This window comes from Microvirga sp. GN3 (genome assembly GCF_055792825.1).
In genome coordinates this window covers 1-24,313 of record NZ_JBVVAK010000019.1, presented here as the reverse complement: position 1 = coordinate 24,313, position 24,313 = coordinate 1, and the positions used below count along the sequence as shown (strand labels likewise).

Sequence of the window (24,313 nt, the reverse complement as noted above, 5' to 3'; positions counted from 1 at the left end):
GGCGCAGCCCCGGGATGACGCTTATGATTTCAAGAATGCCTGCAGCGCCTCCAGCGTCGCGCTCGGGTTTTCTTCCGCCACGAAGTGCCCTGATGTGACGCCGATGCCGGTTGCCTTGGGGGCGAAGCTCTGGTGCCAGACCTCGAGCGGCTGCTTGCGGTCGCCGACCGGTCCGCTGACGAGGTAATAATCGCTCCAGATCACATAGGTCGGGCACAGGATCGTCTTGCCGGCAGCAAGATCCGCCTCGTCGGCCTCGATGTCGCGGGTCGCGCCAGCCCGGTAATCCTCACAGAAGGCATGGATGCGGCTGGGTTCGTTGCAACTCTGCCAGTAGGAATGAAGCGCTCGGTAATCGAAGGCGCTGAGGTCGCCGGCCGCCGACCATTGCCGCATCAGGCCCTCGAAATAGGGAATGGGATCGCGGCCGATCTCTTCCTCCGGTTTCGGATAGACTTGCGAAAGATAGCCCCAGTGAACCTCCGGGATCTTTCCCGATTTCATCTGCTCCCACACATGGTAGGTCGGCAGAATGTCGAGAAGAGCCAGTCGCTCCACCCGGCCGGGATGGTCGAGGGCAAGTCGGTAGCCGACCCGCGCGCCGCGATCATGTCCGACGACGGCAAATTGCACATGGCCCAGCGCTCCCATGACCTGGATCACGTCACGGCCCATGGCGCGCTTGGAATAGATCTCGTGCTTCGGATCGCCCTTAGGCGCCGTGGACCAACCATAGCCGCGCAGGTCCATGCACACGACCTTGTGGGTTTCTGCGAGCGTCGGTGCGAGGTGGTGCCACATGGCGTGGGTTTGCGGAAAACCGTGTAGCAGGACCAATGGCGGCCCATCGCCCTTCGAACGGGCGAAGACGCGCCCAACCTCCGTGTCGATCCAGTGGCTTTCGAAATCGGGAAAGAGATCGTCGCTCATCGACGGCCGCTCGCTGGTTGTAGAAAGGACGCCTCACGAAGGTAGAGCATTTCTTCCCAAAGTGGATCAGGCCCTTCAGGAAAATGCGGTGCAACTCAAACGAGAAATTTCTTCCGTTACGTCATCATTCGATGGAAGTACACGATGCTCAGCTCCGCTCGCGCTCCACTGCACGCCAGCCGATATCCTTCCGGCAGAATCCCTCCGGCCAATCGATCCTGGCAACAGCCTCATAGGCCTTCCTTTGCGCCTCGGAGATCGTGCGTCCCAAGGCCGTGACATTGAGCACGCGTCCGCCATTGGCAACGATCCTGTCGCCGTCCTGTTTCGTGCCGGCGTGGAAGACGATGACATCGTCCAGCGCTTCGGCCCTGTCGATGCCTTTGATCTCGGATCCCTTCTCGACCGCTCCGGGATAGCCCTTCGCGGCCATGACGACGGTGAGGGCCGCCTGTTCCGACCATTGCAGGGAGATGCTGTTCAGAACGCCGTCGCAGGCGGCGAGCAGCGCCGTCACGAGGTCGGATTTCAGGCGCGGCAGAAGAACTTGCGTTTCCGGATCGCCGAGGCGGGCATTGTATTCGATGAGCTGCGGCCCGTCCTTGGTGAGCATCAGTCCTGCATAGAGGATGCCCGTATAGGGCGTGCCCCGCGCCCTCATGCCGGCGAGCGTCGGCTCGATGATCTCCCGCATGGCGCGGGCCTGGAGGTCGGGCGTCATCACGGCGGCGGGGGAATAGGCGCCCATGCCGCCGGTGTTCGGACCCTGGTCGCCGTCGAACACGCGCTTGTGGTCCTGCGCCGTGCCGAAGGGGATCGCATGCGTACCGTCGCAGAGGGCAAAGAAGCTCGCTTCCTCGCCTTCGAGAAAGGCCTCGATCACCACCTCGGCGCCGGCAGCACCCAGGCCGCCGCCGATCATCATGTCGATCGCTACCTCCGCTTCCTCGAAGGAGGTGGCGACCACCACGCCCTTGCCGGCGGCAAGACCATCCGCCTTGACGACGATCGGCACGCCGTAATTGCGCACGTAGGTTTTGGCCGCTTCCGCATCGGTGAAGCGCCGGTAGGCGGCGGTCGGAATGTTAAACTCGGCGCAGAGATCCTTGGTGAAGGCCTTCGAGCCTTCGAGTTGGGCGGCGGCCTTGCTGGGCCCAAAGGCCTTGATTCCCGCGGCCGTGAGATCGTCTACGAGGCCCGCCACCAAGGGTGCTTCCGGCCCGACCACGACGAAATCGACTTTCATTACCCGGCAGAGATCGATCACTGCCTGATGATCCGTCACGTCGAGCACCACATTGGTGCCATGCTGCGCCGTGCCGGGATTGCCGGGAGCGATGAGAAGCTTGTCGCACAGGGCACTCGCCGAGAGGCTCCGCGCCAGAGCATGTTCCCGTCCGCCGGACCCGATGAGAAGAATGTTCATAGCAAAGCCTCCCTGTGCTGCCTGGGCTCTTAGCGGCTATGAGCTTTTGCGCCTACCGGAAAATTGAGCGGAACGCGTTCCCCGGGAGCCGCGGCGAAATGCACAGGGGATAGCTTGCCGAACTTGCCGCCTGTTGCGCCGCCGCCCTTGGCAGGGCGTGGCTGAGCGGATTAGGTTCACCTCATGTTCGCAGAAAAAGCTCCTTCGAATGCTCCCGAATGGTCGGTGTCCGATCTCGCGGGCGCTCTCAAGCGTACCCTGGAGGATGCGTTCGGCCATGTGCGCCTGCGCGGTGAGGTGTCGGGCTATCGCGGGCCTCATTCGTCGGGGCACGCCTATTTCTCCCTGAAGGACCAGAATGCCCGCATCGATGCGGTGATCTGGAAAGGGGCCTTCGCCAAGCTGAAGATCCGCCCCGAGGAGGGGATGGAGGTCATCGCCACCGGGCGCATCACCACCTTCCCGGGCTCGTCCAAATATCAGATCGTCATCGATACGCTCGAGCCTGCCGGCATCGGGGCGCTCATGGCGCTGCTCGAGGAGCGCCGCCGCAAGCTCAATGCGGAGGGGCTGTTCGCCCAGGAGCGCAAGCGGCCTCTGCCCTTCCTGCCCCAGGTCATTGGCGTCGTCACCTCGCCGACCGGAGCCGTGATCCGCGACATCCTCCACCGCCTGGAGGATCGGTTCCCGCGCCGGGTGCTGGTGTGGCCCGTGCGCGTGCAGGGTGAGACCTGTGCGGCGGAGGTCGCTGCCGCCATCCGGGGCTTCAATGCCCTTGAGCCGGGTGGTCGGATCCCGCGTCCGGATGTGCTCATCGTCGCCCGCGGTGGCGGCTCCATCGAGGATCTGTGGGGCTTCAACGAGGAGATCGTGGTGCGGGCTGCCGCCGAGAGCGTGATCCCGCTCGTCTCGGCGGTCGGGCACGAGACCGACACGACGCTCATCGATTATGCTTCCGACCGGCGGGCTCCCACGCCCACAGGTGCCGCCGAGATGGTGGTGCCGGTGCGGGTCGAGCTCATGGCGGCCGTCAACGATCTCTCTCGCCGCCATATGGAAGCCACTCTTCGCCTCGTGGAGCGCCGCCGGTCTGACCTGCGCGCCACGGCCCGCGCCCTGCCGAGCCCGGAGGCCTTGTTCTCGCCTAAGCGGCAGCGCCTCGATCTTGCCGCCACCAAGCTCTACCCGGCGCTCGCCCGCAACGCCCGTGGCCATGAGGAGCGGTTGCTCAAGGTGGCGCGCCAGCTCGCCCATGTGTCGCCGGTGGCGAATGTCGCCCGCATGCGCGCAAGGCTCGATGCGGTGGGGCCGCGGCCCTACAATGCGGTCTGCCGTTCCGTCCTGCTGCGCGAGGAGAGCCTGAAGCAGATTGGTCGCCGGCTGGTGGTGTCACGCGAGACGCTGCTGCGTGCCGAGCGGACGCGCATTGCTCAAGGACATGAACTCACGAAGCGCGTGGCCGAGCGCCTTGTGCCGGCGCTGCAGGGTCAGCTCGCCCGCAAGGCCGACAGGCTGGACGCGGTAGCCAAGCTCTTCGACAGCCTGAACTACAAATCCGTCCTCAAGCGTGGCTTTGCTCTCGTCCGCGATGCGGATGGGCAACCGCTCAACTCGGCCGAGGCGGTGCTCGATGGCCAAGCCCTCGTGCTCGAGTTCGCCGATGGCAAGGCGGATGCGACCGGCGGACGGATCGGGACGCGGCCCAGGGTGGCCAAGCCGAAGCTTGTGGCGGCGGAAGAGCAGGGTGCCTTGTTTTGATTGAGGATTGGAAATCCTCATCTAGCCGGCTTATGTGAAGGGCAGGGCAACGCATTCATTGATGTCATCTATGTTGAACAAGATCGATCGCAGCGGCGGCGAAGCCGTCGTGCAATATCTCGACAGCAATCTCCGGGTCGTGAAGCCCGGGGCTTATGTGCGCTGCGCCGTCACCGGCGTCGAGATTCCGCTTGACGAGTTGAAATACTGGAGCGTCGAAAGGCAGGAGGCCTATGCCTCGCCCGAGGCGGTGATGATGCGCATTACGGGACAGAGCGTACCCGGAAAGTAAGGTCCTTGTTCAGGCGACGCGCAGTCGCCTTTCGTTGATGCGGCGCAGGAGCAGGTTGCGTAAGCCCGCCTCGTTCTCGATCCGAAGTCGCACGGGCAATACCGTCAGGTCCGACCAGGGCTGCGCATCCTCCACCGCTGCGACCCTTGCAAGATCCTTTTCCGTCGTCATAGCCAGAAGCCCGCGTGTCTCGGCTTCCTGTCGCAAGGTCGTGAGCTCGGCGGTCTTGTAGCGATGGTGGTCGGGGAAAGCGTGTGTCGCTTCGATGACGGCGCCACAGGCGCGCAGGCTGTCGAAGAATTTTTCCGGCCGTCCGATGCCTGCGAAGGCCAGGACCTTCTTGCCCTCGAGGGCTTTCGCGGCCTCCACGGGCGGTTCCAGCCTGGCCTCGAACACACGCTTGCCGTGCCGTGCTGCTTCCTCGGCCATCTGCCGTCCCGGTTCGCCGTTACCGATGACGATCACTGCATCGACGGTCGGCCATTGTGCCTCCATGGGGGCTCGCAAGGGACCTGCTGGCAAGGACAGCCTATTGCCGATCCCGGTTCCCCCATCCACGACCGCAATGGCGCAATCCTTGATCAACGAAGGATTCTGAAGACCGTCATCCATGATGACGATGGTGGATCCCATCTCGTAGGCCAGTCGCGCTCCGGCCGGACGGTCGCGGGAGACGATGGTCCGAGCAGTTTTCGAGAGGAGGATGGGCTCGTCGCCCACATCGAAGGCTGTGTGCTTCGACCGCACCTGCACCGGGCCGCGCAGGCGGCCGCCATAGCCTCGCGACAGGAAGGCCGGGCTCTCCCCCGCCGCCTCGAGCATTTTGGCGACGGCAAGAGCGGTCGGCGTCTTGCCGGCGCCGCCCACGGTGAAATTGCCGATGCAGATGATGGGAAGGTCGGCCTTCTCGCCCTGTCGCCGCATCCGTTGCGCGGCGATGGAGGTGTAGAGGATGCCGGCCGGACGCAGCAGGCTCGCCTGCAGCGACGGCGAAGGCTCCCACCAGAAGCGCGGCGCGCGCATCAGCGGCGCGCCCCCAGTTTCGCCTGCACGATGAATGGCTCGACCGATTGCATGGTGCGATCCACAGCGCCTCCCAGCGCCTGCACCGCCTCTCCCGCCTTGCGGGCCATGTCGCGGGTGAGAGCTGCGTTGTTCAGCAATTCATTGACCGCGCGCGCCAGGGTAGCGCTGTCCTTCACCATCACGGCACCGCGCGACCGGTCGAGAGCATCGTAGATCTCGGTCGCGGTATGGACGTGCGGTCCATGCAGGATGGCGGCTCCCAGCTTGGCCGGCTCGATGGGGTTATGCCCTCCGATCGCGACGAGCGTGCCGCCCATCAGGACGATGGGGGAGAGGCGATAGAACAGGCCCATCTCGCCCACCGTATCGACCACATAGATGTCCGTCGCCCGGTCCGGATGGATGCCCTCGGAGCGGCGGCTGGCACGCAGGCCAGCCTGCCCGGCAAGGGCAGCGACCTCCGGCCCGCGGTGCGGATGCCGGGGGGCAATGATGGTAAGCAGATGAGGGTAACGCTTTGTCAGGGCGCGATGCACGGCGATGATCGCACTCTCCTCGCCGGGGTGCGTGCTGGCGGCAAGCCAGACCGGGCGCCCCGCGATCAGTCCCGAGAGATGCGCCACCACCCGTGGATCGGCCGGCGGGGGAGCCGCGTCGAACTTGATGTTGCCTGTCACGATCACCCGGGGGGCACCGAGCCGCGCCAGCCGTTCGGCATCCTCCGAGGTTTGCGCGAGGCAGAGGGCGAAACGTTCGAGAAGGCCCCTGATGATCCCAGGCATCTTCTGCCAGCGCTGATACGAGCGATCTGACATGCGGCCATTGACCATGACCAGCGGGATGTCGCGCTCGGCCAATGCCATGATGGTGTTCGGCCAGATCTCCGATTCCGCGATGAGGGCCAAATCAGGCTGCCAGTGCTCGAGGAAGCGCTTTATATAACGTGGCACATCGAGTGGGACAAACTGGTGGACTGCGCCGGGAGGCAGCCGGCGGGCGATCAGAGAGGCGGACGTCTTCGTGCCCGACGTCACCAGGACCGCGAGGCCGCGCTGAGTCATGCGCTCCACCACCGGCAGCAGGGACAGGGTCTCGCCGATGCTGGCGCCATGGACCCAGATCAGGTGGCCCTTGGGCCGCTGCCGGCTCGGATAGCCCTGCCGCTCACCGAGACGGGTCTTGTCCTCGCGCCCCTTGTGCTGGCGCCAGTAGAGAAGGCCGAGCACGGCCGGCTCCAGCACGGACACAACCGTGCGATAAGTCTTGAAGATGATTGGGAAGCTCATGCCCGGGAGCCTCCCATGAGCACGGGGCTGGGCTTGGCGCCCGGATCCCTCGATCCGACCAGAGCATAGGCCCGCTCGTGCACCCGGTCGAGTTCCCGCTCGACGGTCTTCCTCAAGGATTCCAGGATCGAGTTGTCCGCTTCGCGAGGCACATGGATCGGCTCGCCGAGGACCATCGCCCCACGGCCGAAAGGCAGCCCGATGCTGGCCTTGTCCCAGCTGTCGAAGTCGATCCGGCGGTTCGTGACCACGGCAACGGGCACGATGGGCCGGCCGGACAGCTGAGCCAGGGTGACGATGCCCTGGCCGCAGATCCGCGAAATCTTCGGGATGTCGGCGGTCATCACCACCATCTCGCCATCGCTCAAGGCCCGCAACATGGCCCGCATGGCTTGGGCGCCGCCCTTCTTGCGGATGTCACGGCCGCGCGCACCTGAGCCGCGGATGGCCCGCACCCCCAGATGGCGTAGCGCGATGGCATTGAACTCTCCGTCTCCCGAGCGGGAGACAAGGCTTGCGGCCCGATCCTGCGGTCTCTTGGCGAAATGGATCATGAAATGCTGCCCGTGCCACATGGCGGCAATCACCGGCATCTCGATCCGCTCATAGGCCTCCGCCGGTTCCATGACGAACCGGTTCGTGCGCTGCACGAATTTGAGATAGCCCGCGACAAGAAAGCCCAAGGTTTCCTGGACCGCTCGCGATCGGGTGATGCGCTTTATGAGACCCATCGTGACTTAAAGAATCAGCCGTTCTGCGGATCCAGCAGGCGGTGAAGGTGGACGATGAAATAGCGCATCTGCGCATTGTCCACGGTGGCCTGAGCCTTGCCTTTCCAGGCCGCATGAGCGCTGGCATAGTTCGGGAAGATTCCGACGATATCGAGCTTGGAAAGATCCTTGAAATCGACGGATTCGAGGCTGCTAAGCTCGCCGCCGAAAACCAGATGAAGGAGTTGCTTGCCAGGCGTATCGGTCATGATGATAGGGCTCTTCTGAAGAGGGTTGGAAGGGTCGGTGCTGATGCGAGCCAACTGTGTTCAGGCTCTCATGGCTCCAATAGCACGAGGATGCAACCGTGACGCAACGGCAATCATCTCATCATGGGACGGTTGTGGTTTGTTGTAAGTCGGGGTCGAACCGTCGAGCCCGGTCAGGCGGCCGCCCGCCTCGTGCAGAATGAGGTCGGCAGCGGCGATGTCCCAATCCTGGGAATGGGCGGAGACGAGGCCGATATCGATGGAGCCTTCCGCCACTCGCGCTAGTCTGAGCGCCAGGGATGGCACCTTGGGTAGGCGCTCGACCGGACCCATGTGGCGCTCGAGCCGGTCGATGAGGGGCTTGGGACCCGCAACCCGGGCGTGAGGGACATCTTCGGCCTCGGATACCTGCAGTCTTTCGCCGTTGCACCAGGCGCCTTCACCGATTCTTGCTTCATAAAGTCGCTCGTGGATCGGGGCATGGAGGATGCCGAGAACAGGCCTTCCGTCCTTCACCAGTGCAATGGAAATCGCCCAATCCGGATGGCCCGAGGCAAAAGCTCGGGTGCCGTCAATGGGATCGACGATCCAGACATAGCTCTGTTCAAGCCGTGCCGGATCGTCCGCTGTCTCCTCGGAGAGCCAGCCGGCTTGCGGAAACAACGCGGAGAGATGGCTTTTCAGGAAGATGTCGAGGGCGATATCTGCCTCCGTCACAGGGGAGCTATGCCCCTTGTACCAGAGCTTGGCCGCCGTCTGCGCTCCGGCGCGGAAATAGGGCAGGGCCAATTCTCCTGCTCGGCGAGCGGCATCATGCACGGCAGGTGCGAGGGCGGCGACTGGGGCGGATGAAGGTGACAGCATCGAATGTGAGATGGGGGCCATTGGGAGGAGATACCATATCCCTCAGGCCTAAACCTCGTTTTATGAAAGACCGGCCTTTCTAGATGAAGCAATCGAGCGCCATGGCCGCAAACAGGATCAGGCCCGCATCCCGATTCGAGCGGAAAAGACGCAGCGCTCCGGCGCCGTCTGCCCGGTCGATGCGTGCCACCTGCCAGCCCAGGTGAAGGGCAAAGAGGCCTAAGCCCACAAAGGATGGCAAGCCTGCTCCTGCCAGAACCAGAGATGCTGTAATGAAGACGATGGTAAGGGCGTAGCAGATGCCGACGCCGACCCTCACGTTCTCGCCGAAGAAACGGGCCGAAGATTTGATCCCGGCGATCTCGTCATCCTCGATATCCTGCAGAGCATAGATCGTGTCGTAGCCCACCACCCAGGCGATGCTGCCGAGATAGAGAAGGATGGCGGCCCAGCCCAAAGACCCGAAGGCGGCTGCCCAGCCCATCAGGGCCCCCCAGGCGAAGGCGAGGCCGAGCACGATCTGCGGCATCCAGAAGAAGCGCTTCATGAAGGGATAGAGCGCAACGACGCCCAGCGAGGCGAAGCCAGTCGCGATCGCGAAGGCGTTGAACTGGAGCAGGACCAGAAGACCGACTATGCCTTGGAGCGTGAGAAAGGCCAGGGCTCCTTTCAGCGTGATCTGGCCTGAGGGCAGGGGGCGCTGCCGGGTGCGCTCGACGCGGGTGTCGAGGTCCCGATCGACGATGTCGTTATAGGTGCATCCGGCCCCGCGCATGGCCACGGCGCCGACCAGGAAGAGAAGGCAATGAATCGGGTTCGGCCAGGGCTGTCCCGCTGCAATGGCGGCGAGCGCCGCCGACCACCAGCAGGGCAGCAGGAGCAGCCACCAGCCGATGGGTCGCTCGATACGGGCGAGGCGCAGGTAAGGCTTGAGACCGGCCGGCGCCCATCGCTCAGCCCAATGGCCCTTGACGGCATCGGGCAGAGACGGCGCTGCAGGACGCTCCATCGCTCAAATGGCCTGGCTTAGAGGGCGCCCTTCGGAACGCTCAGGGTGCCGGTCAAACCTCCGCCCATCTTGCCGGCTGGGCCACCCTGCTGAGCCTGCTGCTTAGCCCGCTTTTCCATCTCGGCCATCTTCGCGGCCGCGCCGCAGGCCTGGCCCTTGAACTGCTGGGAACGCTTGTGGTCTTCGGCAAAGCTCTCGACCAGCTGATCGGGAACCTGGCACCAATCCTTGTTGTCGGTCATCCACTTCTGACCGGCCGAGCCGTTCGTCACGAGCTTGGTGAAGATGGCGCAGGCCGCACGTGGGTCGATCTGCTTGTTCTTGCCGCCATTGGTGAGCTTGTTGACCTGCTGGATCAGGCCTTGCCGCTCCTGCAGAATCTTCTGTCCTTCCTGGCAGGCGCTCGACTGCGCAAAGGCAGGAGCCGTCACGAAAATGCCCGCGATGGCAAACGCAGCCAGGATGTGCGAACGGATATGCGTCATGCCCAAATTCCCTCATAAAGCACGCGACGTCTCGCGCGCCTGCGTTCTGTTAACAGGTTCAGAGCCTTGAGGCCAAGAGGCGAATAGTCGCCTTAAGCATAAGCTGTGCCTTATCGCACCTGAATTTCACGTGACCAAGATGGCTGACCCTCTCCCTCGGGGCGGAGGAACTTGTTACAGGGGAGGCCATTCAGAAGGTTGCTATGGCCGAATACGACTTCAACGCTCCCCGCCTCTTCGTCGATGCGCCCCTCCAGGCTGGAACCAGGATCGTCCTCGACCGAGGACAGGCCAATTACCTGCTGAATGTCCTGCGCCTGAAGGCAGGGGAGTCCGTGCTGATCTTCAACGGGCGGGACGGCGAATGGCGGGCCGAGATCTCGGTCGAAGGGCGCAAGGCCGCCGATCTCGTCTGCGTGGAGCGGACCCGCGAGCAGACAGCCGCGCCCGACATCGTCTATGCTTTTGCGCCGCTCAAGCATGCCCGCCTCGACTATATGGTTCAGAAGGCAGTGGAGATGGGGGCGGGCGTTCTCCAGCCCATCCTGACGCGCCGGACCCAGGCCTCCCGGGTCAACCTCGAGCGCATGCGCAGCAACGCCATAGAGGCCGCGGAGCAATGCGGGATCCTGTCGATCCCGGAGGTGCGCGAAGAAGAGAATTTGGAGCGCTTTCTCAAGGGGTTGGAGAAAGATCGCCTGGTCGTTTTCTGCGACGAGGATGCGCCCGTTTCCAACCCGGTGAAGGCTCTGGCCGAGCTTGGGAACAAACAAGCTGGTCTGGCCGTTATCGTGGGCCCCGAAGGGGGGTTCACCGATCAGGAGAGAGCGCTTGTCGCTGCCCGCGAAGGATGTGTTTGCGTATCGTTGGGTCCGCGAATCCTGCGAGCTGACACAGCCGCTGTGGCCGCGTTGGCGGTCGTTCAGTCCGTGCTCGGCGATTGGAACTGACCTCAGCGCCCGACAGCGACTTAAGCCGATCCACCATTAGCTTCAAAAGCTTAGCAGTTTCGCGTCGATTCGCCCCATTCTGGCCCCATTGAGCCGGAGTTTGGGCCCGGTCGCTGCAGGCCGGTCCGCATGTGCGAAGGGCCATTTCTGAATAAGAAAAGGGACAGGGAAATGAGCTGGGACTTCAAGTTCGGCATCGAGGAAGAGTACTTCGTCAACGATGCGCTGAAACGGGATATCGCCAAGGGGAAAATCAAGGAATTCTTTGCCTCCTGCCGGGACAAGGTTTCAGGCGATATCCAGCCCGAAATGCTCGAGCCGCAGATCGAGATCGCGAGTAAGCCGGCAGTTGAATTCTCCGACGCCCGTGCGCAGCTCGCCGAGCTGCGCTCTTCGGTGGGAGCCGTCGCGCGCGACTACGACCTGTCGATCATGGCCTCGGGCACCCATCCGCTCGCCGTTTGGTCGCGCGTGCGTCCCACGGCGCAGCCGCGCTACGGCAAGGTCATGCACGATCTGCAGATGCTGGGCAGCCGCAATGTGCTGTGCGGCATGCATGTCCATGTGGAGGTGCCGGATCTGGACATGCGCGTCGACATCATGAACCGGATCCAGCCCTATCTGCCGCTGCTGCTCGCACTCTCGACCTCCTCACCCTTCTGGCAGGCGCAGCGCACGGGTCTTCTCGGTTATCGCCTTGCGGCTTATCGCGAGCTGCCGCGTACCGGTTTCCCCGATCTGTTTGAGAGCGCGCAGGATTATCAGCGCTACATCGACACCCTCGTGGCCGCCCGCGCCATCGAGAATTCGAGCTATGTCTGGTGGGTGATCAGGCCATCGCTGAAGCACCCGACCCTTGAGCTGCGCGTGGCCGATAGCTGCACCCGGCTCGACGACACCATCGCAATCGCAGCCCTTTATCGCTGCCTCGTCCGCCGCCTCAGCCTGGACACCACGCTCAATGCCGGGCAGACCGGCGCCTCGCGTGCCATCAACGATGAGAATGGCTGGCGGGCGCAGCGTTATGGCATCCATGGGAGCTTCGTCGACGAGAAGACGCGCACCGCCAAGCCGGTGCGGGAACTCCTCGCCGAGACCCTGGATCTCGTCGCTGACGACGCCAAGGTCCTCGGCTGCCAGCGGGAGCTGGATCTGGCCCGTTGGATCGTGGCCCGCGGCACCAGTGCCGATCAGCAGCTGACGCTCTATACTGAAGCGGTCGGCCGCGGCCTGCCGAACCGGGATGCCCTGGCCGGCGTGGTCGACTGGCTCAGTGCGGAGACGATGGGAGAAACGGCGATCCGGCACTGAAGGGAGATGGCAACGCCCCACCGTTTTGTAGCTTCGTCCTCATTGCGCCTTGGCCTTAAGCCCCTTATTGAGTCCCGACCCTGAGTCGGCGCGCCTTGAACGCGCTTTTTGATGAGGTGATGCATGGCGCGGGACGTATCCGATACGACCCCCATCGGTGCACGGTCGGAGCTCGTGGATTGGATCGCCTCCGGCGAGAAGCCGCGCGAGACTTGGCGGCTCGGCACCGAACACGAGAAGATTCCGTTCTACAAGGCTGATGCCTCGCCCGTTCCCTACGACGGGGGCAGGGGCATTCGTGCGCTCTTAGAGGGATTACAGGAGCGCACCGGCTGGGCGCCGATCATGGAGGGCGACCATCCCATCGGTCTTGCGGACGAGACCGGTGGCGGAGCGATTTCGCTCGAACCAGGCGGACAGTTCGAGCTCTCGGGCGCGCCGCTCAAGACACTGCACGAGACCGCCCGCGAGACGGCGCAGCACCTCGCTGATGCAAAGGCGGTTGGTGAAAAGCTCGGGCTCGGCTTCCTCACGCTCGGCATGAGCCCGCTCTGGACGCAGGCCGAAACGCCCGTGATGCCGAAGGCACGGTATCGCATCATGACGAACTACATGCCGAAGGTCGGCTCGCTCGGCCTCGACATGATGTATCGCACGTCGACCGTGCAGGTGAACATGGATTACGGGTCCGAAGCCGACATGGTGAAGAAGCTGCGCGTGTCTCTCGCGTTGCAGCCGGTCGCCACTGCGATCTTCGCCAACTCGCCCTTCACCGAAGGCAGGCCCAACGGCTATCTCTCCATGCGCTCGGAGATCTGGCGCGACACGGATCGCGACCGCACGGGCATGATGGCTTTCGCCTTCGAGGATGGTTTCGGCTACGAGCGTTATGTGGACTGGGTGCTCGACGTGCCCATGTATTTCGTCAAGCGCGACTCGACCTATCATGACGTGGCGGGCTCCTCCTTCCGCGACCTCTTTGCCGGCAAGCATCCTCGATTGCCGGGTGAGCGCGCCACGCGCTCGGATTGGGCGAACCACGTTTCCACCGTCTTTCCGGAAGTGCGCCTGAAGCGCTATCTCGAAATGCGCGGCGCGGATGTGGGCAATCTCGAACACATCGTCGCTCTCTCCGCGTTCTGGACCGGATTGCTCTATGACGAGACGGCGCTCGATGGTGCCTGGGAGCTCGTCAAGAACTGGAGCGCCGAACAGCGCGAGCAGCTGCGCGCCGACGTGCCGAAGCAGGCGCTCAGGGCCGGCATCGCAGGCCGTTCCGTGCAGGATATCGCCCGCGATGTGCTGGCCCTCTCGCGGGCCGGTCTCGCGGGCCGCGCGTATCGCGACGAGACAGGCCGCGATGAGACGGTGCATCTCGCCTATGCGGAGGAGATCGTCGCCTCAGGCCGGGCACCTGCAGAGCGTTTGCTGGAACTCTATCACGGGCGATGGAACGGCTCGGTGATGCCCGTTTTCAAGGAATACGCGTTCTGAATCTTGGCTGCTTGGGCGGGATCTGTTCCGGCTCAGGCAGCTTTAGCGGCCGCAACCCGGTTGCGGCCGCCCTGTTTCGCCCGATAAAGGGCCGCATCGGCGAGCGTGATCAGGCTCTCCGGGCCATTGCGGGATCGGTCCAAGCTCGGAATGCAGGTTGCGCTGCCGATGCTGACGGTCAGGGTGCGCGAGGGAATGTTGGCTTCGTGCTGCACGCAGAGCGCTTCAACTTTCGCGCGGATGTTCTCGGCTACGGCCGCCGCGCCGACCTCGTCGAGATCCGGCAGAAGAATTACAAGCTCCTCGCCGCCATAGCGCGCCACCAGATCGCCCGGTCTGCGGGCCGCGCTCGCAATCGTCTTGGCGATGGTACGCAGGCATTCGTCGCCGGCCTGATGCCCATAGATGTCGTTGTAAGCCTTGAACTGATCCACGTCGACGAGGAGCAGGGAAACCGGTGATTTCTCCCGAGAAGCCCGGAGCCATTCCGTCTCGAGCTGCTTGTCGAACAGGCGCCGGTTGGCGAGACCCGTCAGGCCATCGATGACGGCGAGCACCGAAAGTTCGGCCTCCGCTTCCTCACGACGGCGCAACTCCGCCGACAGGATCCAGCCCAAAGCGGCGATCGTGGCGACGAGCAGGCTCATGACCACTGTGCGGAAGACAAACCCCCTATTCCAATCCGCCAGTGTTTCGTCCCGGCCTACGGATGCAAGAACCCCGATGGGAAAGATATGATTGCGATGGTAGCCGCCCATACGCGCCACCTGGTCGACGGGGGAGAGGTATTCATAGGAGCCCGAGCCTCTTCCGCTCTGGTAGCTTGGTTCATTCGAGATATCGGCCCCAATGGCGCGCTCGATGTAAGGGTAGCGTGACAGGAGTGTCCCATTCTTGTGAATGAGCGTGATGCTGCCCTGGGTTCCAACATCGAAGCGGCCAAAGAAATTGGCGAAATAGCGAGGCGGGATGCTGGCCTGAGCGACACCGCCGAAACTTCCGTCCGGCTTGTCGATGCGGCGGGAGAGGGTGAGAACCCAATCGCCGCCCAGCGGATCTCGGATCAGGGGGCCGAAAAACCAGTCGCCGCTGGGGGATGTTTTATGGTGTTGGAAGAAAGCCAGGTTCTTGGCGTTCACCTTGCCTCGGTGGCCGGGCAGGGAACTCGTCAGGAGAAATCCATCCTCTTCATAGACCGAGATGGACTTTATGCGCTGCAGGGATTGCACCCGCTCGACGAGGAAGGCGTCGAGTCGTCTCGCAGCGTCGGGGACAATGCCGCCCATCTCGACCCTGTCCACCACATCCACCAGAAGGGCGTCCGCCACCTCGAAGGTATCTTCCGCATGCTGGACGAGAGATTTCGCCAGGTTCAGCGTTTCGGCGTTGATCCTGGCGATCTCCTGCTTCCGCTCGTTCCAGTCACGCCAGCCCCCCAGGCCGAGGATGACGAGGCAGACCACGACGACGAAGGCCTTGAGCCCTCGTGCCGCGGATTTCGGCCTGATGTGAGCGAATGCAGTCATGACCCCCCAACCATAACTGCCGGGGCTAGCCTGAGGCTAACTTCAGGCCAAGGATTCCGGATACGATCAACCCGATGCAGGTGAGGCGCATCGCGGTTGCCGGTTCGCTGAAGAGATAAATTCCCAAGAGCGCCGTACCGACCGTGCCGATCCCGGTCCAGACCGCATACCCCGTTCCCACGGGCAAGGTTTTCAGAGCCAGGCCGAGCAGCACGATGCTGACGACCATGCTTAAGACGGTCAGAAGCGAAGGAATGGGGCGGGTGAAACCGTCGGTGTATTTCAGGCCTATTGCCCAGCCGATCTCGAACAAGCCGGCAAGACCGAGCCAAGTCCATGCCATGACAGGACCTCCGTCATTGGCAGGGCCGTCCCTACCGGGTGTCATGAAGGCGCGAGGTCGTCCTCACCCCTCTGAATATAGAGGGAGCGGAAAAGCTTCTCAATATGCGGCAGGCGCGGCCAAAAGTCTGTTTGTCGGCTTAGTTACCGGCTTCTTCCGAGGGCTGGCCGGAGCGCCCCAGCGACGCGAGGGGATTGAAGGGGGCGTAGATCTGGTGCTTCCACCCGTCGCCGCAATTGATGCAGATCGACCGCATCATGTGATTGCTCTGCTCAAGCCGCTTGAGCAGCTTCTGCTGCCGCTCCGTGGCTTCGTTGGCCTGTGCCTCGTAGCCGGACGGCCGGACGGTCAGCTGGAGAGCCTTGCCCTCCGGGGTTCCTTGAGCGAAACCCGGGCTGGCAAGGAGAAGGAAGCTGACGGTCAAGGCGAAGCGGGGCATCAAGGATCCTGTGGTTGATTTGGGCTTTCCCCGACTGGACTCCAGGAGACAGTGTTTCGTCAAGGCTTGACAGCCCGGCTGGGACCTTTGGCAGCGGCAGATTTTTTTGCCTGCCGCTGCGGCGCTGGCACATCGTGCGAAAAATGGACCCGGTTTTCCATCTAATGCTCTGGCCGTTCAGAACCGAACGCTCAGACTGCCGCGAAGGGTGTGTTCCTGGTCCCGTTGCCCGATGGCCCCGTCATACATGAGGCCGATGGTCACCTTTTCGCTGACCTGCCAGTTCACGCCTGCTTCCACCACGAGGCTGTCGCGGTCGATGGGGGCACCAACCACGAGGAATGGGGCTGGGAAGCCGTTGACCGTGAAGCGCGCCTCGGGCGCCACGTCCCCGAAGGCATGGCGCCAGCCGAGCACGCCCTTGAAGGTGATGAGACCGGCCTCGGTCGGCATCGATGCGACGAGGCGGGCGCCGAGGGTGGAGTAGGTGGTGTCGAACGAGGCGACTTCGCCGGTCGCCTGGAACGGCGAGGCGTTCTCCACTACGTCGTGGCCGCTCACATGCACATGAGCCAGCCCGACGAAAGGCTCCAGGGTGACACGCTCCGAGAGCAGGAACGTGTAGCCGATTTCTCCGAAGACCTGGAGTGAATCGGCCGACGTGTTCGTATCGCCGCCGCGGAAGCGCCCGGCGACGAAGCCGCGGGAGAGGTCGATCTCGTGATGGCCATAGGCCACGCCACCGCGAAAATTCCAGGCTCCGAAGGCGGCCGAGCCATAGGCGCCGATGTGGAAGCTGTCGATGTCGCCGGATGCGGCCACCGCATCGATGTCGAAGGCGGTCGCCAGATAGCCGGCCGCGATGCCGAGGCGATAGGGCGTGCCGAGGCCGCCATCGACGCCGACCACGATGCCGCCCGTGTTCCGCTCCATGGCCGCTGAGGTCGGCGTGGCATCGGTGCGCCCGATGGAGCCGAGGACCTTCCCCCAGATCCCCCAGCCGGTTCCTTGAGTGGAGGGTGCCGCCTCGACGGGAGCAGCCGCTGCGCGACGTGCCGGATGATCCGCCGCGGATGACACAGGCACGGAATCGATCGCCACGAAGGAGGGCACGGCGCCCATGGCATCAGAGGACGAGCAGCGCAGACGGCAGAGGATCGCGGCCCGGAACAGATTCTCGTGATGCAGGATCGTGACCGGTGGCGTGGTCTCGGGTTGCAGGGGAGGCACAGGTCTCGGCCTCGGATCCGTTCCAGGATCTATCGGATCCTGATCCGGATCTGTTTCCGGAAAGATAGGCAGCAATTCGAGATAGACGTTGTTGCTGTCCTTGGTCAGGATCGGCTGGAAGAAGATCAGATCGTCCACATCACTGAACTGGCCGGTCACGCCCCGCTGAGCGGTCAGGATGGTCCAGCGGCCTGGCGCATAGGTGGCCTGCTCTGCGTGGACCTCGACCGTACCGCCACGAATGGTCGCTTGCCCCCCGGCGACGATCCGGTCGCTCTCGAACCTGTTGTTGAGATCGACCCGATACGTGGTGCCGGCGGCGATGTTCACATCGCCCCTGACGTTGAGGGTCCGTATGTCTCCGACACCTGCACGGTTCGAGGCTCCGTCGATGCCGGGAGAGAGAATGCTGCCCGAGAGCGCATCGATGCTGCCGACGGTGCCTGTGCCGCCGAGAGTGGCGCCGCGATACACCGTCATGTCCGAGCCGCCCATGCTTCCTGTTACCAGGAGCGTGCCCTCGCGCACAGCCCAGGGCATGGTGCCGTTGTTGTCGTTCTCCGTGGTCCAGGTGGAGGTTCCGACCTTTTCGAACTGCTCGAACGAGCGGTATTTGGCGCTCGTGCCGATCTCTCTCACATCGAAGGTGGCGTTCGTCGAGCCACCGAGCTTGAACGTATCCGCACCGGCCCCGGCATTGACGAAGCCCTGGATGTTCGAGCTTGCTCCGATGAGGAAGGAATCGTTGCCGCTTCCAAGATCGACGGCGGCACCGCCAGCCATATGGGTTTGGATCAGTCCGAAATTCTCGATCGCTTCCGAACCGAAGCGACCGCGGATCGCCACCTCGTCGCGGCCGATGATGCTACCGCCTTCCCGGTTGATGACGCTGTTGGTCTGGCCCGCATTGCTGATGATGTAGAGCCCTTCGCCTTCGCTCCCTGTGCCTTGCACGGTGCCGCGATTCTCCACCCGGTTCCCGTTGCCTTCCACCTTGATGCCGCGCCCTTCGAGGCCTGAGGCGGTGATCGTTCCGTCATTCGTAATCGTACCATCGTTCCCGATCAGACGGATGCCGTCAGCGGTATAGCCGCTCGTCGTGATCGTGCCGCTGTTGGTGATCGTAGCGTTCAAGGCGGGGTTCGTCGTGCCGCCCCCATCGGCGCGGATACCTTCACCGCCAGCACCCGTGGTACGGATCGCGCCTGTGTTCACGAAGCTGTTGTTGTTGCCTTCTGCGATCATGCCGCGGGCGGAGGAGCCCGATGTTTCGATGGTGCCGCTGTTGCGCAGCGTGTTGTTGTGGCCGCGCGCGATCAGCGCTTCCGACGAAGTCCCTTGTGTCGAGACATTTCCGTTGTTGACGAGCGTGTTCCTGCTGCCCGTCGCTTCCAATCCGTCGACGGAGTTCTGCCGCGTCGAGACCGAGCCGTTATTGGTGAGGGTGCTTCCATCATCTTCGGCATAGATCGCGTTATAGGCTTGATCCGCATTGCCGCCGGTCACGGTGATTGTGGCGCCGTTTGCGATCGTGACGCTGCTGTCGCCCTCTACACGGATCGCCGCGCCGCTTGTCTGCATGGTGGTGCCCGCCTGGACATCGACCGAGGATGGTGTGTTTTCCCGCGACCAGTAATGATTGGTCGTCGGTCCTGAGCAGACTACCCGTGTCTGACCGCCGGAGATGCTCGACGTGCAATCCGCACGGGCAGTGCCGAGAAGGGAGATGGTCGCGACAATCGCGAGAGCCAGGATGGCGGAAATCGGCCGGAACTGAAACGATGGGATCCGCAGATGACCCGTGCGACTGCCAGGACTGTCCGGCCGAACCGCAATAAAACCATTCTTGAAATGATTACTATGCATGGCGCTTCCTCCCTGTTCGAAACAGGATAACGTTTCGAGTTAGGAAGGGCGGGCTGGCGGGCTACTCTACGTTTAGAGGGGAAATGGCAAAGCAAAGAAGAAATATTTTGCTCGACATGCCCTTGATAACGAACGGACGAGTCTTATTCGCGCGTCAAATTATACTTGACTAAGGCAAGTATAGGTTTCTTCTTCTTGCTGAAGAGAGGTGCGAATAGGCCGGGCTGGAATGAAAACAGGGCCAGGAAGGCTCATACCTCCCCGGCCCCTGCTTGTCTTTCAATAAACTTAAGATCAGATCTGCCGAACGGCGCCCTTGGCGGCGCTGGTGGCGAGCATCGCATAAGCCTTCAGGGCCGCCGAGACCTTACGCTTGCGCGGCGCGGTCGGCTGCCAGCCCTTGGCCTGCTGCTTGGCGCGGCGGCGCTCCAGCTCGGCCTCGGCCACGGCGAGGTGGATGCGGCGGTTCGGTATGTCGATTTCGACTCGGTCGCCGTCCTGTACGAGGCCGATGGTGCCGCCCTCCGCCGCTTCCGGCGAGACGTGGCCGATGGAGAGACCCGAGGTGCCGCCGGAGAAGCGTCCGTCGGTGATGAGTGCGCAGGCCTTTCCGAGACCCTTCGACTTCAGGTAGCTGGTCGGATAGAGCATCTCCTGCATGCCGGGCCCGCCGCGCGGTCCCTCGTATCGGATGACGACCACGTCGCCGGCCTTGACCTTGCCGTTGAGGATGCCGCTGACGGCGTCGTCCTGGCTCTCGAAGACGATGGCCGGGCCGGAGAACACCAGGATGCTTTCGTCCACACCGGCGGTCTTCACGATGCAGCCGTCGAGCGCGAGATTGCCGGACAGCACGGCGAGGCCGCCATCCTTCGAGAAGGCATGCTCTGCGTCGCGGATCGTGCCGGCGGCGCGGTCCGTGTCGACGCTGTCGTAGCGGCTCTCCTGGCTGAAGGCCTCCTGCGTCGGCACGCCGCCGGGAGCGGCGCTGAAGAATTCATGCACAGCGTGGGAGTTGGTGCGGCGTACGTCCCAGCGCTCGAGCGCCGTCTTCATGGTCTTGGCATGGACAGTCGGCACCGAGGTGTCGAGAAGGCCCGCGCGGTCGAGCTCGCCGAGGATGCCCATGATGCCGCCGGCGCGGTGCACGTCTTCCATGTGCACGTTGGCAACGGCAGGCGCGACCTTGCAGAGCACAGGCACGCGGCGCGACAGGCGGTCGATATCGGCCATGGTGAAATTGACTTCCGCCTCATATGCCGCGGCCAAGAGATGCAGCACCGTGTTGCTCGAGCCGCCCATGGCGATGTCGAGGGTCATGGCGTTCTCGAAGGCCGCGAAGGAGGCGATGGAGCGCGGCAGAACGGTCTCGTCGTCCTGCTCGTAATAGCGGCGGGCGAGATCGACGATGAGGTGGCCGGCTTCCACGAAGAGGCGGCGGCGGTCGGCATGGGTCGCGAGCGTCGAGCCGTTGCCGGGCAGTGACAGACCGAGCGCTTCGGTAAGGCAGTTCATGGAATTGGCCGTGAACATGCCCGAGCACGAGCCGCAGGTGGGGCAGGCGGAACGCTCGATGACCTTGATGTCCTCGTCCGCGATCTTGTCGTCGGCGGCGGCCACCATGGCGTCCACGAGGTCGAGCTTCTTGGTCACGCCGTTGAGCACGACCTTGCCCGCTTCCATCGGCCCGCCCGAGACGAAGACCACCGGGATGTTGAGGCGCATGGCGGCCATCAGCATGCCGGGGGTGATCTTGTCGCAGTTGGAGATGCAGACCATCGCGTCCGCGCAATGGGCGTTGACCATGTACTCGACAGAATCCGCAATCAGCTCCCGCGAGGGTAGGGAATAGAGCATGCCGTCATGGCCCATGGCGATGCCATCATCCACCGCGATGGTGTTGAATTCCTTAGCGACGCCGCCTGCCTTCTCGATCTCCCGCGCCACCAGCTGGCCCAGATCCTTGAGGTGGACGTGGCCCGGCACGAACTGGGTGAAAGAGTTCACGACGGCGATGATCGGCTTGCCGAAATCGGAATCCTTCATGCCCGTGGCGCGCCAGAGGCCGCGAGCGCCCGCCATGTTGCGGCCGTGGGTGGTGGTGCGAGAACGATAGGCTGGCATGGTTTCCCCTTGAGCTTTGGGGCCTTGTTCAACTGAAATTGCGCGAGTTGCAAGAAAATTTGCCATTCCTTGTGGTCGCGCCTGCTTTGCCGCAATGGAATTGCCGATAAACGGGCTCGACGCGACCAGCCCTGAAGACAGGAATGCCATGGACCATCCGCCTCATGACCAAGCCCTCCGGCGAACCGTTGCCATCGTGGCGGTCCTGAACCTGGGCTATTTCGGGATCGAGTTCGCGGTCGCGCTCGCCATCGGTTCGGTGTCGCTCTTCGCCGACAGCGTCGATTTCCTGGAGGATGCCTCGATCAACCTTCTCATTCTCGCGGCCCTCGGCTGGGGACCGAGGATGCGGGCACGGGTCGGGATGGTGCTGGCGGGGATCATCCTCGTACCGGGCCTTGCCACCCTCTGGACAGCCTGGGAGAAGTTCTGGGAACCGGTCGCGCCCGATCCGGTGCCGCTGACGCTCGCCGGGGCAGGGGCCTTGATCGTCAACCTCACCTGCGCCTTTCTTCTCGCCCGTTACCGCCACCACAGCGGCAGCTTGACGAAGGCGGCCTTCTTGTCCGCCCGCAACGATGCCATCGCCAATGCCGCCATCGTTGGAGCGGGACTGGTCACGGCCGCCACGCTCTCGGCCTGGCCGGACCTGATCGTCGGTCTTGCCATAGCGGCGATGAATGCCGATGCCGCGCGCGAGGTTTGGGAGGCGGCGCGCGAGGAGCACAGGGCTGAAACGTCTGAAGCCTGAAGAACGTTGTCCTGCTCAAGACATCCCGAACGAGGCAGGACCGCGACATGCTCACCAAAGCCGAATTGGATGCCCCGGCCCATCTGCAATACGAACCGATCGGCACGGCCGGCCAGGGCCATCCGAGTGACGTAAGGGAATTTACCACCCTCCGCGAGGCCGTTCACTGGGCCATGAACAATGAGCCGCCCGCCGGCATGGAGACGGTCATCCGGGCCGCCTCCGGCGCCGTGCTGGGCCCGCGCCATCTGGAAGAGATCTGGTCGAGTCTGCAGGGGCCGTAATCGGGCCTTGAGCTTCACGAAGGGAGACCGGCATCTTCCAGCCGCCGGCGCAATTGCTGGCGCAGCGCCGGGTCGCGATAACGCTCCTGGAACAGAAATCGGGACACGGTCAGGCTCGGCTTGCTCGCAATGGCCTCCTTCACGAGTGGAGCCGCATCGTCCGGCCTGTCGAGCGCCATCAGTGCGGCTGCGCGGTAGAGGCGGGAGCGGAAGGTCTGGAAGACGAGCTTGCCTAGGGCGGCGAGCGCCTCGTCGTAGCTCCCCAGCGAGTAATGGGCGATGCCGCGCTCTTCGATGCACCACACGGGAAGGAGCGGATCGAGGGCCTCGGCTTCGTCGAGCAGCTTTAAAGATCCCTCGGCCTCGCCGATGAAGGTCGAGACGGCAGCGCAGCGCGCCTTGATATAGGCGTCCGACGGGTTCAACTCCATGGCGCGTCGCATCAGCGTCGCCGCATGATCGAAATCGCCCTTGAGGAGTTCGAAGAAGGAGGCGATCCGGTTCGCTTCGGCGTCGCAGGGGTCCAGTTCGAGAGCGTGACGGATATCGGGCTCGCTTTCGGGAAAGCTGAACTCCGGAAGATCCGATGCGGCGCAGACCCGCCAGGCATAGGCAGCCGCGTAATTCGGATCGAGCTCGATGGCCCGGGTGAACCATTTCACCGCCTCGCGGGAATACCCCTCGAGCACACCGCCGAGCCGATGACAGTCGATCCCACGCAGCAGACACTCGAAGGCGTTCATGTTCTCGGGAAGCTTGCGTCGGGTCGTGATCATGCTCGCATCTTCCATGCGCCCGAACACCGTTGCCGCAATCGTCGCCACCGTCTTGTCGACCCAATCCAGGAGCTCGGCAAAAGGCCGGGCGATCTTGTCGCTCCATACCACCGAACCGCCTTCGGTCTCCGTGAGCGTGAGATTGATCCGGATCTGGTCCGCGATCTTCCTGACCTGACCTTCCAGAACATAGCGGACGCCGAGAAGTTCGCCGACCCTGACAGGGTCCAATCCGTTCCCGCTGATGGCAAAACTCGCAGTGCGCGAGCTGACGAAGAGACGCCGGAAGCGCGCGAGTTCGACGATCAGCTCATCGGTCAGGCCCTCCGCGAGGAAGAGCTGGTCCGCGTCCCCGCCCATGACGCGGAAGGGCATGACTGCGATGGAGCAGGGTCGTTTCTCACTGGCGGCCTGTACGCGGGTCGGTGCCGATTGCAGGCGGAACCGGTTGATCTCGTCCCGCAGCCGGTAGATGCGGATCGGTTCGGACAGATTCTTGAGATGTCGCTCACCCAGATCGTCGAAGGCGAAGGGGGAGTTCCGGCGGATGTTGTCGAAGAACACGCCGCTGACGCAGATGGTGTCCGATTCCGCGTCCTGCTGAATGCGCGCCGCGACATTCACTCCGTCGCCGATCAGATCCTCGCCATGGATGACCACATCGGCGAGGTGGAGACCGAACCTCAGGTGCAGCGGGTCGCCCTCGGAGACGGAGCTGCCGGCGAGCGAGTTCCGGATCTCGGACGCGCAGCGCAGGGCGTTGATCGGGCTGGAGAACTCGGCAAGCCATGAATCGCCGGAGGAATTGAATACCCTGCCGTCGAGGCAGGACACCTTCTCCCGGACGAGCTCATGGCAGCCAGATAGACGGTCGGCCATCTGCTCTTCGGCGGCTTCCATCAGGGAGGAATATCCGACGATATCTGCCACCATGATCGCGGTCAGTCGGCGCTGCATGCCAGGTTTCCCGTGTGAGGCAGTGCGAGACTAAAGCGTGCTGCTAGCAGACCAGTTTACGCTGCGATGGCCGGAAGTGCGAACTTATACCACGTCCTGGTGATCAGAACCCGTGTGCCCAGTCGCGCAAGCCGATGGACATAATCGTCCAGGGCTGCTCGGTGAGCCTGTTCCACGCGTCACAGCAATGATCGAGGATGTCCTTGT

22 protein-coding genes are annotated in these 24,313 nt (G+C 63.5%); 7 read left to right on the top strand and 15 right to left on the bottom strand.

Annotation, left to right across the window (positions count from 1 at the left end; genetic code table 11):
• Window positions 1-21: 21 nt before the first annotated feature.
• Together ACS5Q1_RS11855 and purD are read right to left on the bottom strand one after the other, a co-directional pair.
• Window positions 22-930, bottom strand: a complete 909-nt coding sequence (locus ACS5Q1_RS11855) for an alpha/beta fold hydrolase (protein WP_473098369.1) — start codon at window positions 928-930, stop codon at window positions 22-24.
• A 148-nt stretch (window positions 931-1,078) separates the two neighbouring features.
• Window positions 1,079-2,356, bottom strand: a complete 1,278-nt coding sequence (gene purD / locus ACS5Q1_RS11850; RefSeq protein ID WP_473098367.1) for a phosphoribosylamine--glycine ligase — start codon at window positions 2,354-2,356, stop codon at window positions 1,079-1,081.
• Between the two features lie 183 nt (window positions 2,357-2,539).
• Between purD and xseA the strand changes: the two genes are divergently transcribed.
• Window positions 2,540-4,114 carry an exodeoxyribonuclease VII large subunit gene (gene xseA / locus ACS5Q1_RS11845; protein WP_473098365.1) on the top strand — a complete coding sequence of 525 codons (1,575 nt, stop codon included), beginning with the start codon at window positions 2,540-2,542 and terminating at the stop codon, window positions 4,112-4,114.
• Between the two features lie 70 nt (window positions 4,115-4,184).
• Window positions 4,185-4,406: a DUF2093 domain-containing protein gene (locus ACS5Q1_RS11840; RefSeq protein WP_203440851.1), complete on the top strand. Its 222-nt coding sequence runs from the start codon at window positions 4,185-4,187 to the stop codon at window positions 4,404-4,406.
• A 9-nt stretch (window positions 4,407-4,415) separates the two neighbouring features.
• Here the strand turns inward: ACS5Q1_RS11840 and lpxK are convergent, their stop codons facing one another.
• The 7 genes from lpxK to ACS5Q1_RS11805 all read right to left on the bottom strand — a co-directional run bounded on the left by lpxK (window position 4,416) and on the right by ACS5Q1_RS11805 (window position 10,055).
• A complete protein-coding gene (gene lpxK, locus ACS5Q1_RS11835; protein ID WP_473098364.1) occupies window positions 4,416-5,429 on the bottom strand; it encodes a tetraacyldisaccharide 4'-kinase in 1,014 nt (337 codons plus the stop codon).
• The gene (locus tag ACS5Q1_RS11830; RefSeq protein WP_473098363.1) at window positions 5,429-6,718 is read right to left on the bottom strand and encodes a 3-deoxy-D-manno-octulosonic acid transferase; all 1,290 of its coding nucleotides are present in this window, start codon (window positions 6,716-6,718) and stop codon (window positions 5,429-5,431) included. Before ACS5Q1_RS11830 ends, lpxK begins: the two co-directional genes overlap by 1 nt.
• Window positions 6,715-7,449, bottom strand: coding sequence for a lysophospholipid acyltransferase family protein (locus tag ACS5Q1_RS11825; protein ID WP_473098362.1), 735 nt, complete (start codon window positions 7,447-7,449; stop codon window positions 6,715-6,717). Before ACS5Q1_RS11825 ends, ACS5Q1_RS11830 begins: the two co-directional genes overlap by 4 nt.
• A gap of 14 nt (window positions 7,450-7,463) precedes the next feature.
• Window positions 7,464-7,697 carry a DUF4170 domain-containing protein gene (locus ACS5Q1_RS11820; RefSeq protein WP_203440847.1) on the bottom strand — a complete coding sequence of 78 codons (234 nt, stop codon included), beginning with the start codon at window positions 7,695-7,697 and terminating at the stop codon, window positions 7,464-7,466.
• Between the two features lie 60 nt (window positions 7,698-7,757).
• Window positions 7,758-8,561, bottom strand: a complete 804-nt coding sequence (locus ACS5Q1_RS11815; RefSeq protein WP_473098445.1) for an inositol monophosphatase family protein — start codon at window positions 8,559-8,561, stop codon at window positions 7,758-7,760.
• A 79-nt stretch (window positions 8,562-8,640) separates the two neighbouring features.
• Window positions 8,641-9,570 (bottom strand): 4-hydroxybenzoate octaprenyltransferase, encoded by a 930-nt coding sequence (ubiA, locus tag ACS5Q1_RS11810; RefSeq protein WP_473098361.1) that lies wholly within the window; start codon window positions 9,568-9,570, stop codon window positions 8,641-8,643.
• Between the two features lie 17 nt (window positions 9,571-9,587).
• Complete coding sequence (locus ACS5Q1_RS11805) at window positions 9,588-10,055, bottom strand: hypothetical protein (RefSeq protein WP_203440844.1); 468 nt, start codon at window positions 10,053-10,055, stop codon at window positions 9,588-9,590.
• Window positions 10,056-10,258: 203 nt separating this feature from the next.
• Between ACS5Q1_RS11805 and ACS5Q1_RS11800 the strand changes: the two genes are divergently transcribed.
• The 3 genes from ACS5Q1_RS11800 to ACS5Q1_RS11790 all read left to right on the top strand — a co-directional run bounded on the left by ACS5Q1_RS11800 (window position 10,259) and on the right by ACS5Q1_RS11790 (window position 13,810).
• Window positions 10,259-11,005, top strand: coding sequence for a 16S rRNA (uracil(1498)-N(3))-methyltransferase (locus ACS5Q1_RS11800; protein WP_473098360.1), 747 nt, complete (start codon window positions 10,259-10,261; stop codon window positions 11,003-11,005).
• 171 nt (window positions 11,006-11,176) lie between these two features.
• Window positions 11,177-12,316 (top strand): carboxylate-amine ligase, encoded by a 1,140-nt coding sequence (locus tag ACS5Q1_RS11795; RefSeq protein ID WP_473098359.1) that lies wholly within the window; start codon window positions 11,177-11,179, stop codon window positions 12,314-12,316.
• A gap of 123 nt (window positions 12,317-12,439) precedes the next feature.
• Window positions 12,440-13,810 (top strand): glutamate--cysteine ligase, encoded by a 1,371-nt coding sequence (locus ACS5Q1_RS11790; RefSeq protein ID WP_473098358.1) that lies wholly within the window; start codon window positions 12,440-12,442, stop codon window positions 13,808-13,810.
• A 32-nt stretch (window positions 13,811-13,842) separates the two neighbouring features.
• On the opposite strand, the gene ACS5Q1_RS11785 is transcribed toward ACS5Q1_RS11790, so the two are convergent.
• The 5 genes from ACS5Q1_RS11785 to ilvD form a co-directional block, all read right to left on the bottom strand.
• The gene (locus tag ACS5Q1_RS11785) at window positions 13,843-15,336 is read right to left on the bottom strand and encodes a sensor domain-containing diguanylate cyclase (protein WP_473098357.1); all 1,494 of its coding nucleotides are present in this window, start codon (window positions 15,334-15,336) and stop codon (window positions 13,843-13,845) included.
• Window positions 15,337-15,361: 25 nt separating this feature from the next.
• The gene (gene sugE / locus ACS5Q1_RS11780) at window positions 15,362-15,679 is read right to left on the bottom strand and encodes a quaternary ammonium compound efflux SMR transporter SugE (protein WP_473098356.1); all 318 of its coding nucleotides are present in this window, start codon (window positions 15,677-15,679) and stop codon (window positions 15,362-15,364) included.
• Window positions 15,680-15,818: 139 nt separating this feature from the next.
• Entirely contained in the window at window positions 15,819-16,118 is a 300-nt protein-coding gene (locus ACS5Q1_RS11775) for a hypothetical protein (RefSeq protein WP_203440838.1), read from the bottom strand.
• Window positions 16,119-16,295: 177 nt separating this feature from the next.
• Complete coding sequence (locus ACS5Q1_RS11770; RefSeq protein ID WP_473098355.1) at window positions 16,296-19,214, bottom strand: autotransporter family protein; 2,919 nt, start codon at window positions 19,212-19,214, stop codon at window positions 16,296-16,298.
• 294 nt (window positions 19,215-19,508) lie between these two features.
• The gene (gene ilvD, locus ACS5Q1_RS11765) at window positions 19,509-21,338 is read right to left on the bottom strand and encodes a dihydroxy-acid dehydratase (RefSeq protein ID WP_473098354.1); all 1,830 of its coding nucleotides are present in this window, start codon (window positions 21,336-21,338) and stop codon (window positions 19,509-19,511) included.
• Window positions 21,339-21,486: 148 nt separating this feature from the next.
• On the opposite strand from ilvD, the gene ACS5Q1_RS11760 reads away from it, so the two are divergent.
• Window positions 21,487-22,089, top strand: a complete 603-nt coding sequence (locus ACS5Q1_RS11760; RefSeq protein WP_473098353.1) for a cation efflux transmembrane domain-containing protein — start codon at window positions 21,487-21,489, stop codon at window positions 22,087-22,089.
• A 47-nt stretch (window positions 22,090-22,136) separates the two neighbouring features.
• Window positions 22,137-22,373 carry a hypothetical protein gene (locus ACS5Q1_RS11755; RefSeq protein WP_473098352.1) on the top strand — a complete coding sequence of 79 codons (237 nt, stop codon included), beginning with the start codon at window positions 22,137-22,139 and terminating at the stop codon, window positions 22,371-22,373.
• A 14-nt stretch (window positions 22,374-22,387) separates the two neighbouring features.
• Here the strand turns inward: ACS5Q1_RS11755 and ACS5Q1_RS11750 are convergent, their stop codons facing one another.
• Window positions 22,388-24,106, bottom strand: a complete 1,719-nt coding sequence (locus tag ACS5Q1_RS11750) for an adenylate/guanylate cyclase domain-containing protein (protein WP_473098351.1) — start codon at window positions 24,104-24,106, stop codon at window positions 22,388-22,390.
• Window positions 24,107-24,313 lie beyond the last annotated feature (207 nt).

What these genes read in the sequence shown, in the direction of transcription:
- ACS5Q1_RS11855 (WP_473098369.1), bottom strand. Translation starts at nt 930, where the DNA reads ATGAGCGACGATCTCTTTCCCGATTTCGAAAGCCACTGGATCGACACG.
- purD (WP_473098367.1), bottom strand. Translation starts at nt 2,356, where the DNA reads ATGAACATTCTTCTCATCGGGTCCGGCGGACGGGAACATGCTCTGGCG.
- xseA (WP_473098365.1), top strand. Translation starts at nt 2,540, where the DNA reads ATGTTCGCAGAAAAAGCTCCTTCGAATGCTCCCGAATGGTCGGTGTCC.
- ACS5Q1_RS11840 (WP_203440851.1), top strand. Translation starts at nt 4,185, where the DNA reads ATGTTGAACAAGATCGATCGCAGCGGCGGCGAAGCCGTCGTGCAATAT.
- lpxK (WP_473098364.1), bottom strand. Translation starts at nt 5,429, where the DNA reads ATGCGCGCGCCGCGCTTCTGGTGGGAGCCTTCGCCGTCGCTGCAGGCG.
- ACS5Q1_RS11830 (WP_473098363.1), bottom strand. Translation starts at nt 6,718, where the DNA reads ATGAGCTTCCCAATCATCTTCAAGACTTATCGCACGGTTGTGTCCGTG.
- ACS5Q1_RS11825 (WP_473098362.1), bottom strand. Translation starts at nt 7,449, where the DNA reads ATGGGTCTCATAAAGCGCATCACCCGATCGCGAGCGGTCCAGGAAACC.
- ACS5Q1_RS11820 (WP_203440847.1), bottom strand. Translation starts at nt 7,697, where the DNA reads ATGACCGATACGCCTGGCAAGCAACTCCTTCATCTGGTTTTCGGCGGC.
- ACS5Q1_RS11815 (WP_473098445.1), bottom strand. Translation starts at nt 8,561, where the DNA reads ATGCTGTCACCTTCATCCGCCCCAGTCGCCGCCCTCGCACCTGCCGTG.
- ubiA (WP_473098361.1), bottom strand. Translation starts at nt 9,570, where the DNA reads ATGGAGCGTCCTGCAGCGCCGTCTCTGCCCGATGCCGTCAAGGGCCAT.
- ACS5Q1_RS11805 (WP_203440844.1), bottom strand. Translation starts at nt 10,055, where the DNA reads ATGACGCATATCCGTTCGCACATCCTGGCTGCGTTTGCCATCGCGGGC.
- ACS5Q1_RS11800 (WP_473098360.1), top strand. Translation starts at nt 10,259, where the DNA reads ATGGCCGAATACGACTTCAACGCTCCCCGCCTCTTCGTCGATGCGCCC.
- ACS5Q1_RS11795 (WP_473098359.1), top strand. Translation starts at nt 11,177, where the DNA reads ATGAGCTGGGACTTCAAGTTCGGCATCGAGGAAGAGTACTTCGTCAAC.
- ACS5Q1_RS11790 (WP_473098358.1), top strand. Translation starts at nt 12,440, where the DNA reads ATGGCGCGGGACGTATCCGATACGACCCCCATCGGTGCACGGTCGGAG.
- ACS5Q1_RS11785 (WP_473098357.1), bottom strand. Translation starts at nt 15,336, where the DNA reads ATGACTGCATTCGCTCACATCAGGCCGAAATCCGCGGCACGAGGGCTC.
- sugE (WP_473098356.1), bottom strand. Translation starts at nt 15,679, where the DNA reads ATGGCATGGACTTGGCTCGGTCTTGCCGGCTTGTTCGAGATCGGCTGG.
- ACS5Q1_RS11775 (WP_203440838.1), bottom strand. Translation starts at nt 16,118, where the DNA reads ATGCCCCGCTTCGCCTTGACCGTCAGCTTCCTTCTCCTTGCCAGCCCG.
- ACS5Q1_RS11770 (WP_473098355.1), bottom strand. Translation starts at nt 19,214, where the DNA reads ATGCATAGTAATCATTTCAAGAATGGTTTTATTGCGGTTCGGCCGGAC.
- ilvD (WP_473098354.1), bottom strand. Translation starts at nt 21,338, where the DNA reads ATGCCAGCCTATCGTTCTCGCACCACCACCCACGGCCGCAACATGGCG.
- ACS5Q1_RS11760 (WP_473098353.1), top strand. Translation starts at nt 21,487, where the DNA reads ATGGACCATCCGCCTCATGACCAAGCCCTCCGGCGAACCGTTGCCATC.
- ACS5Q1_RS11755 (WP_473098352.1), top strand. Translation starts at nt 22,137, where the DNA reads ATGCTCACCAAAGCCGAATTGGATGCCCCGGCCCATCTGCAATACGAA.
- ACS5Q1_RS11750 (WP_473098351.1), bottom strand. Translation starts at nt 24,106, where the DNA reads ATGCAGCGCCGACTGACCGCGATCATGGTGGCAGATATCGTCGGATAT.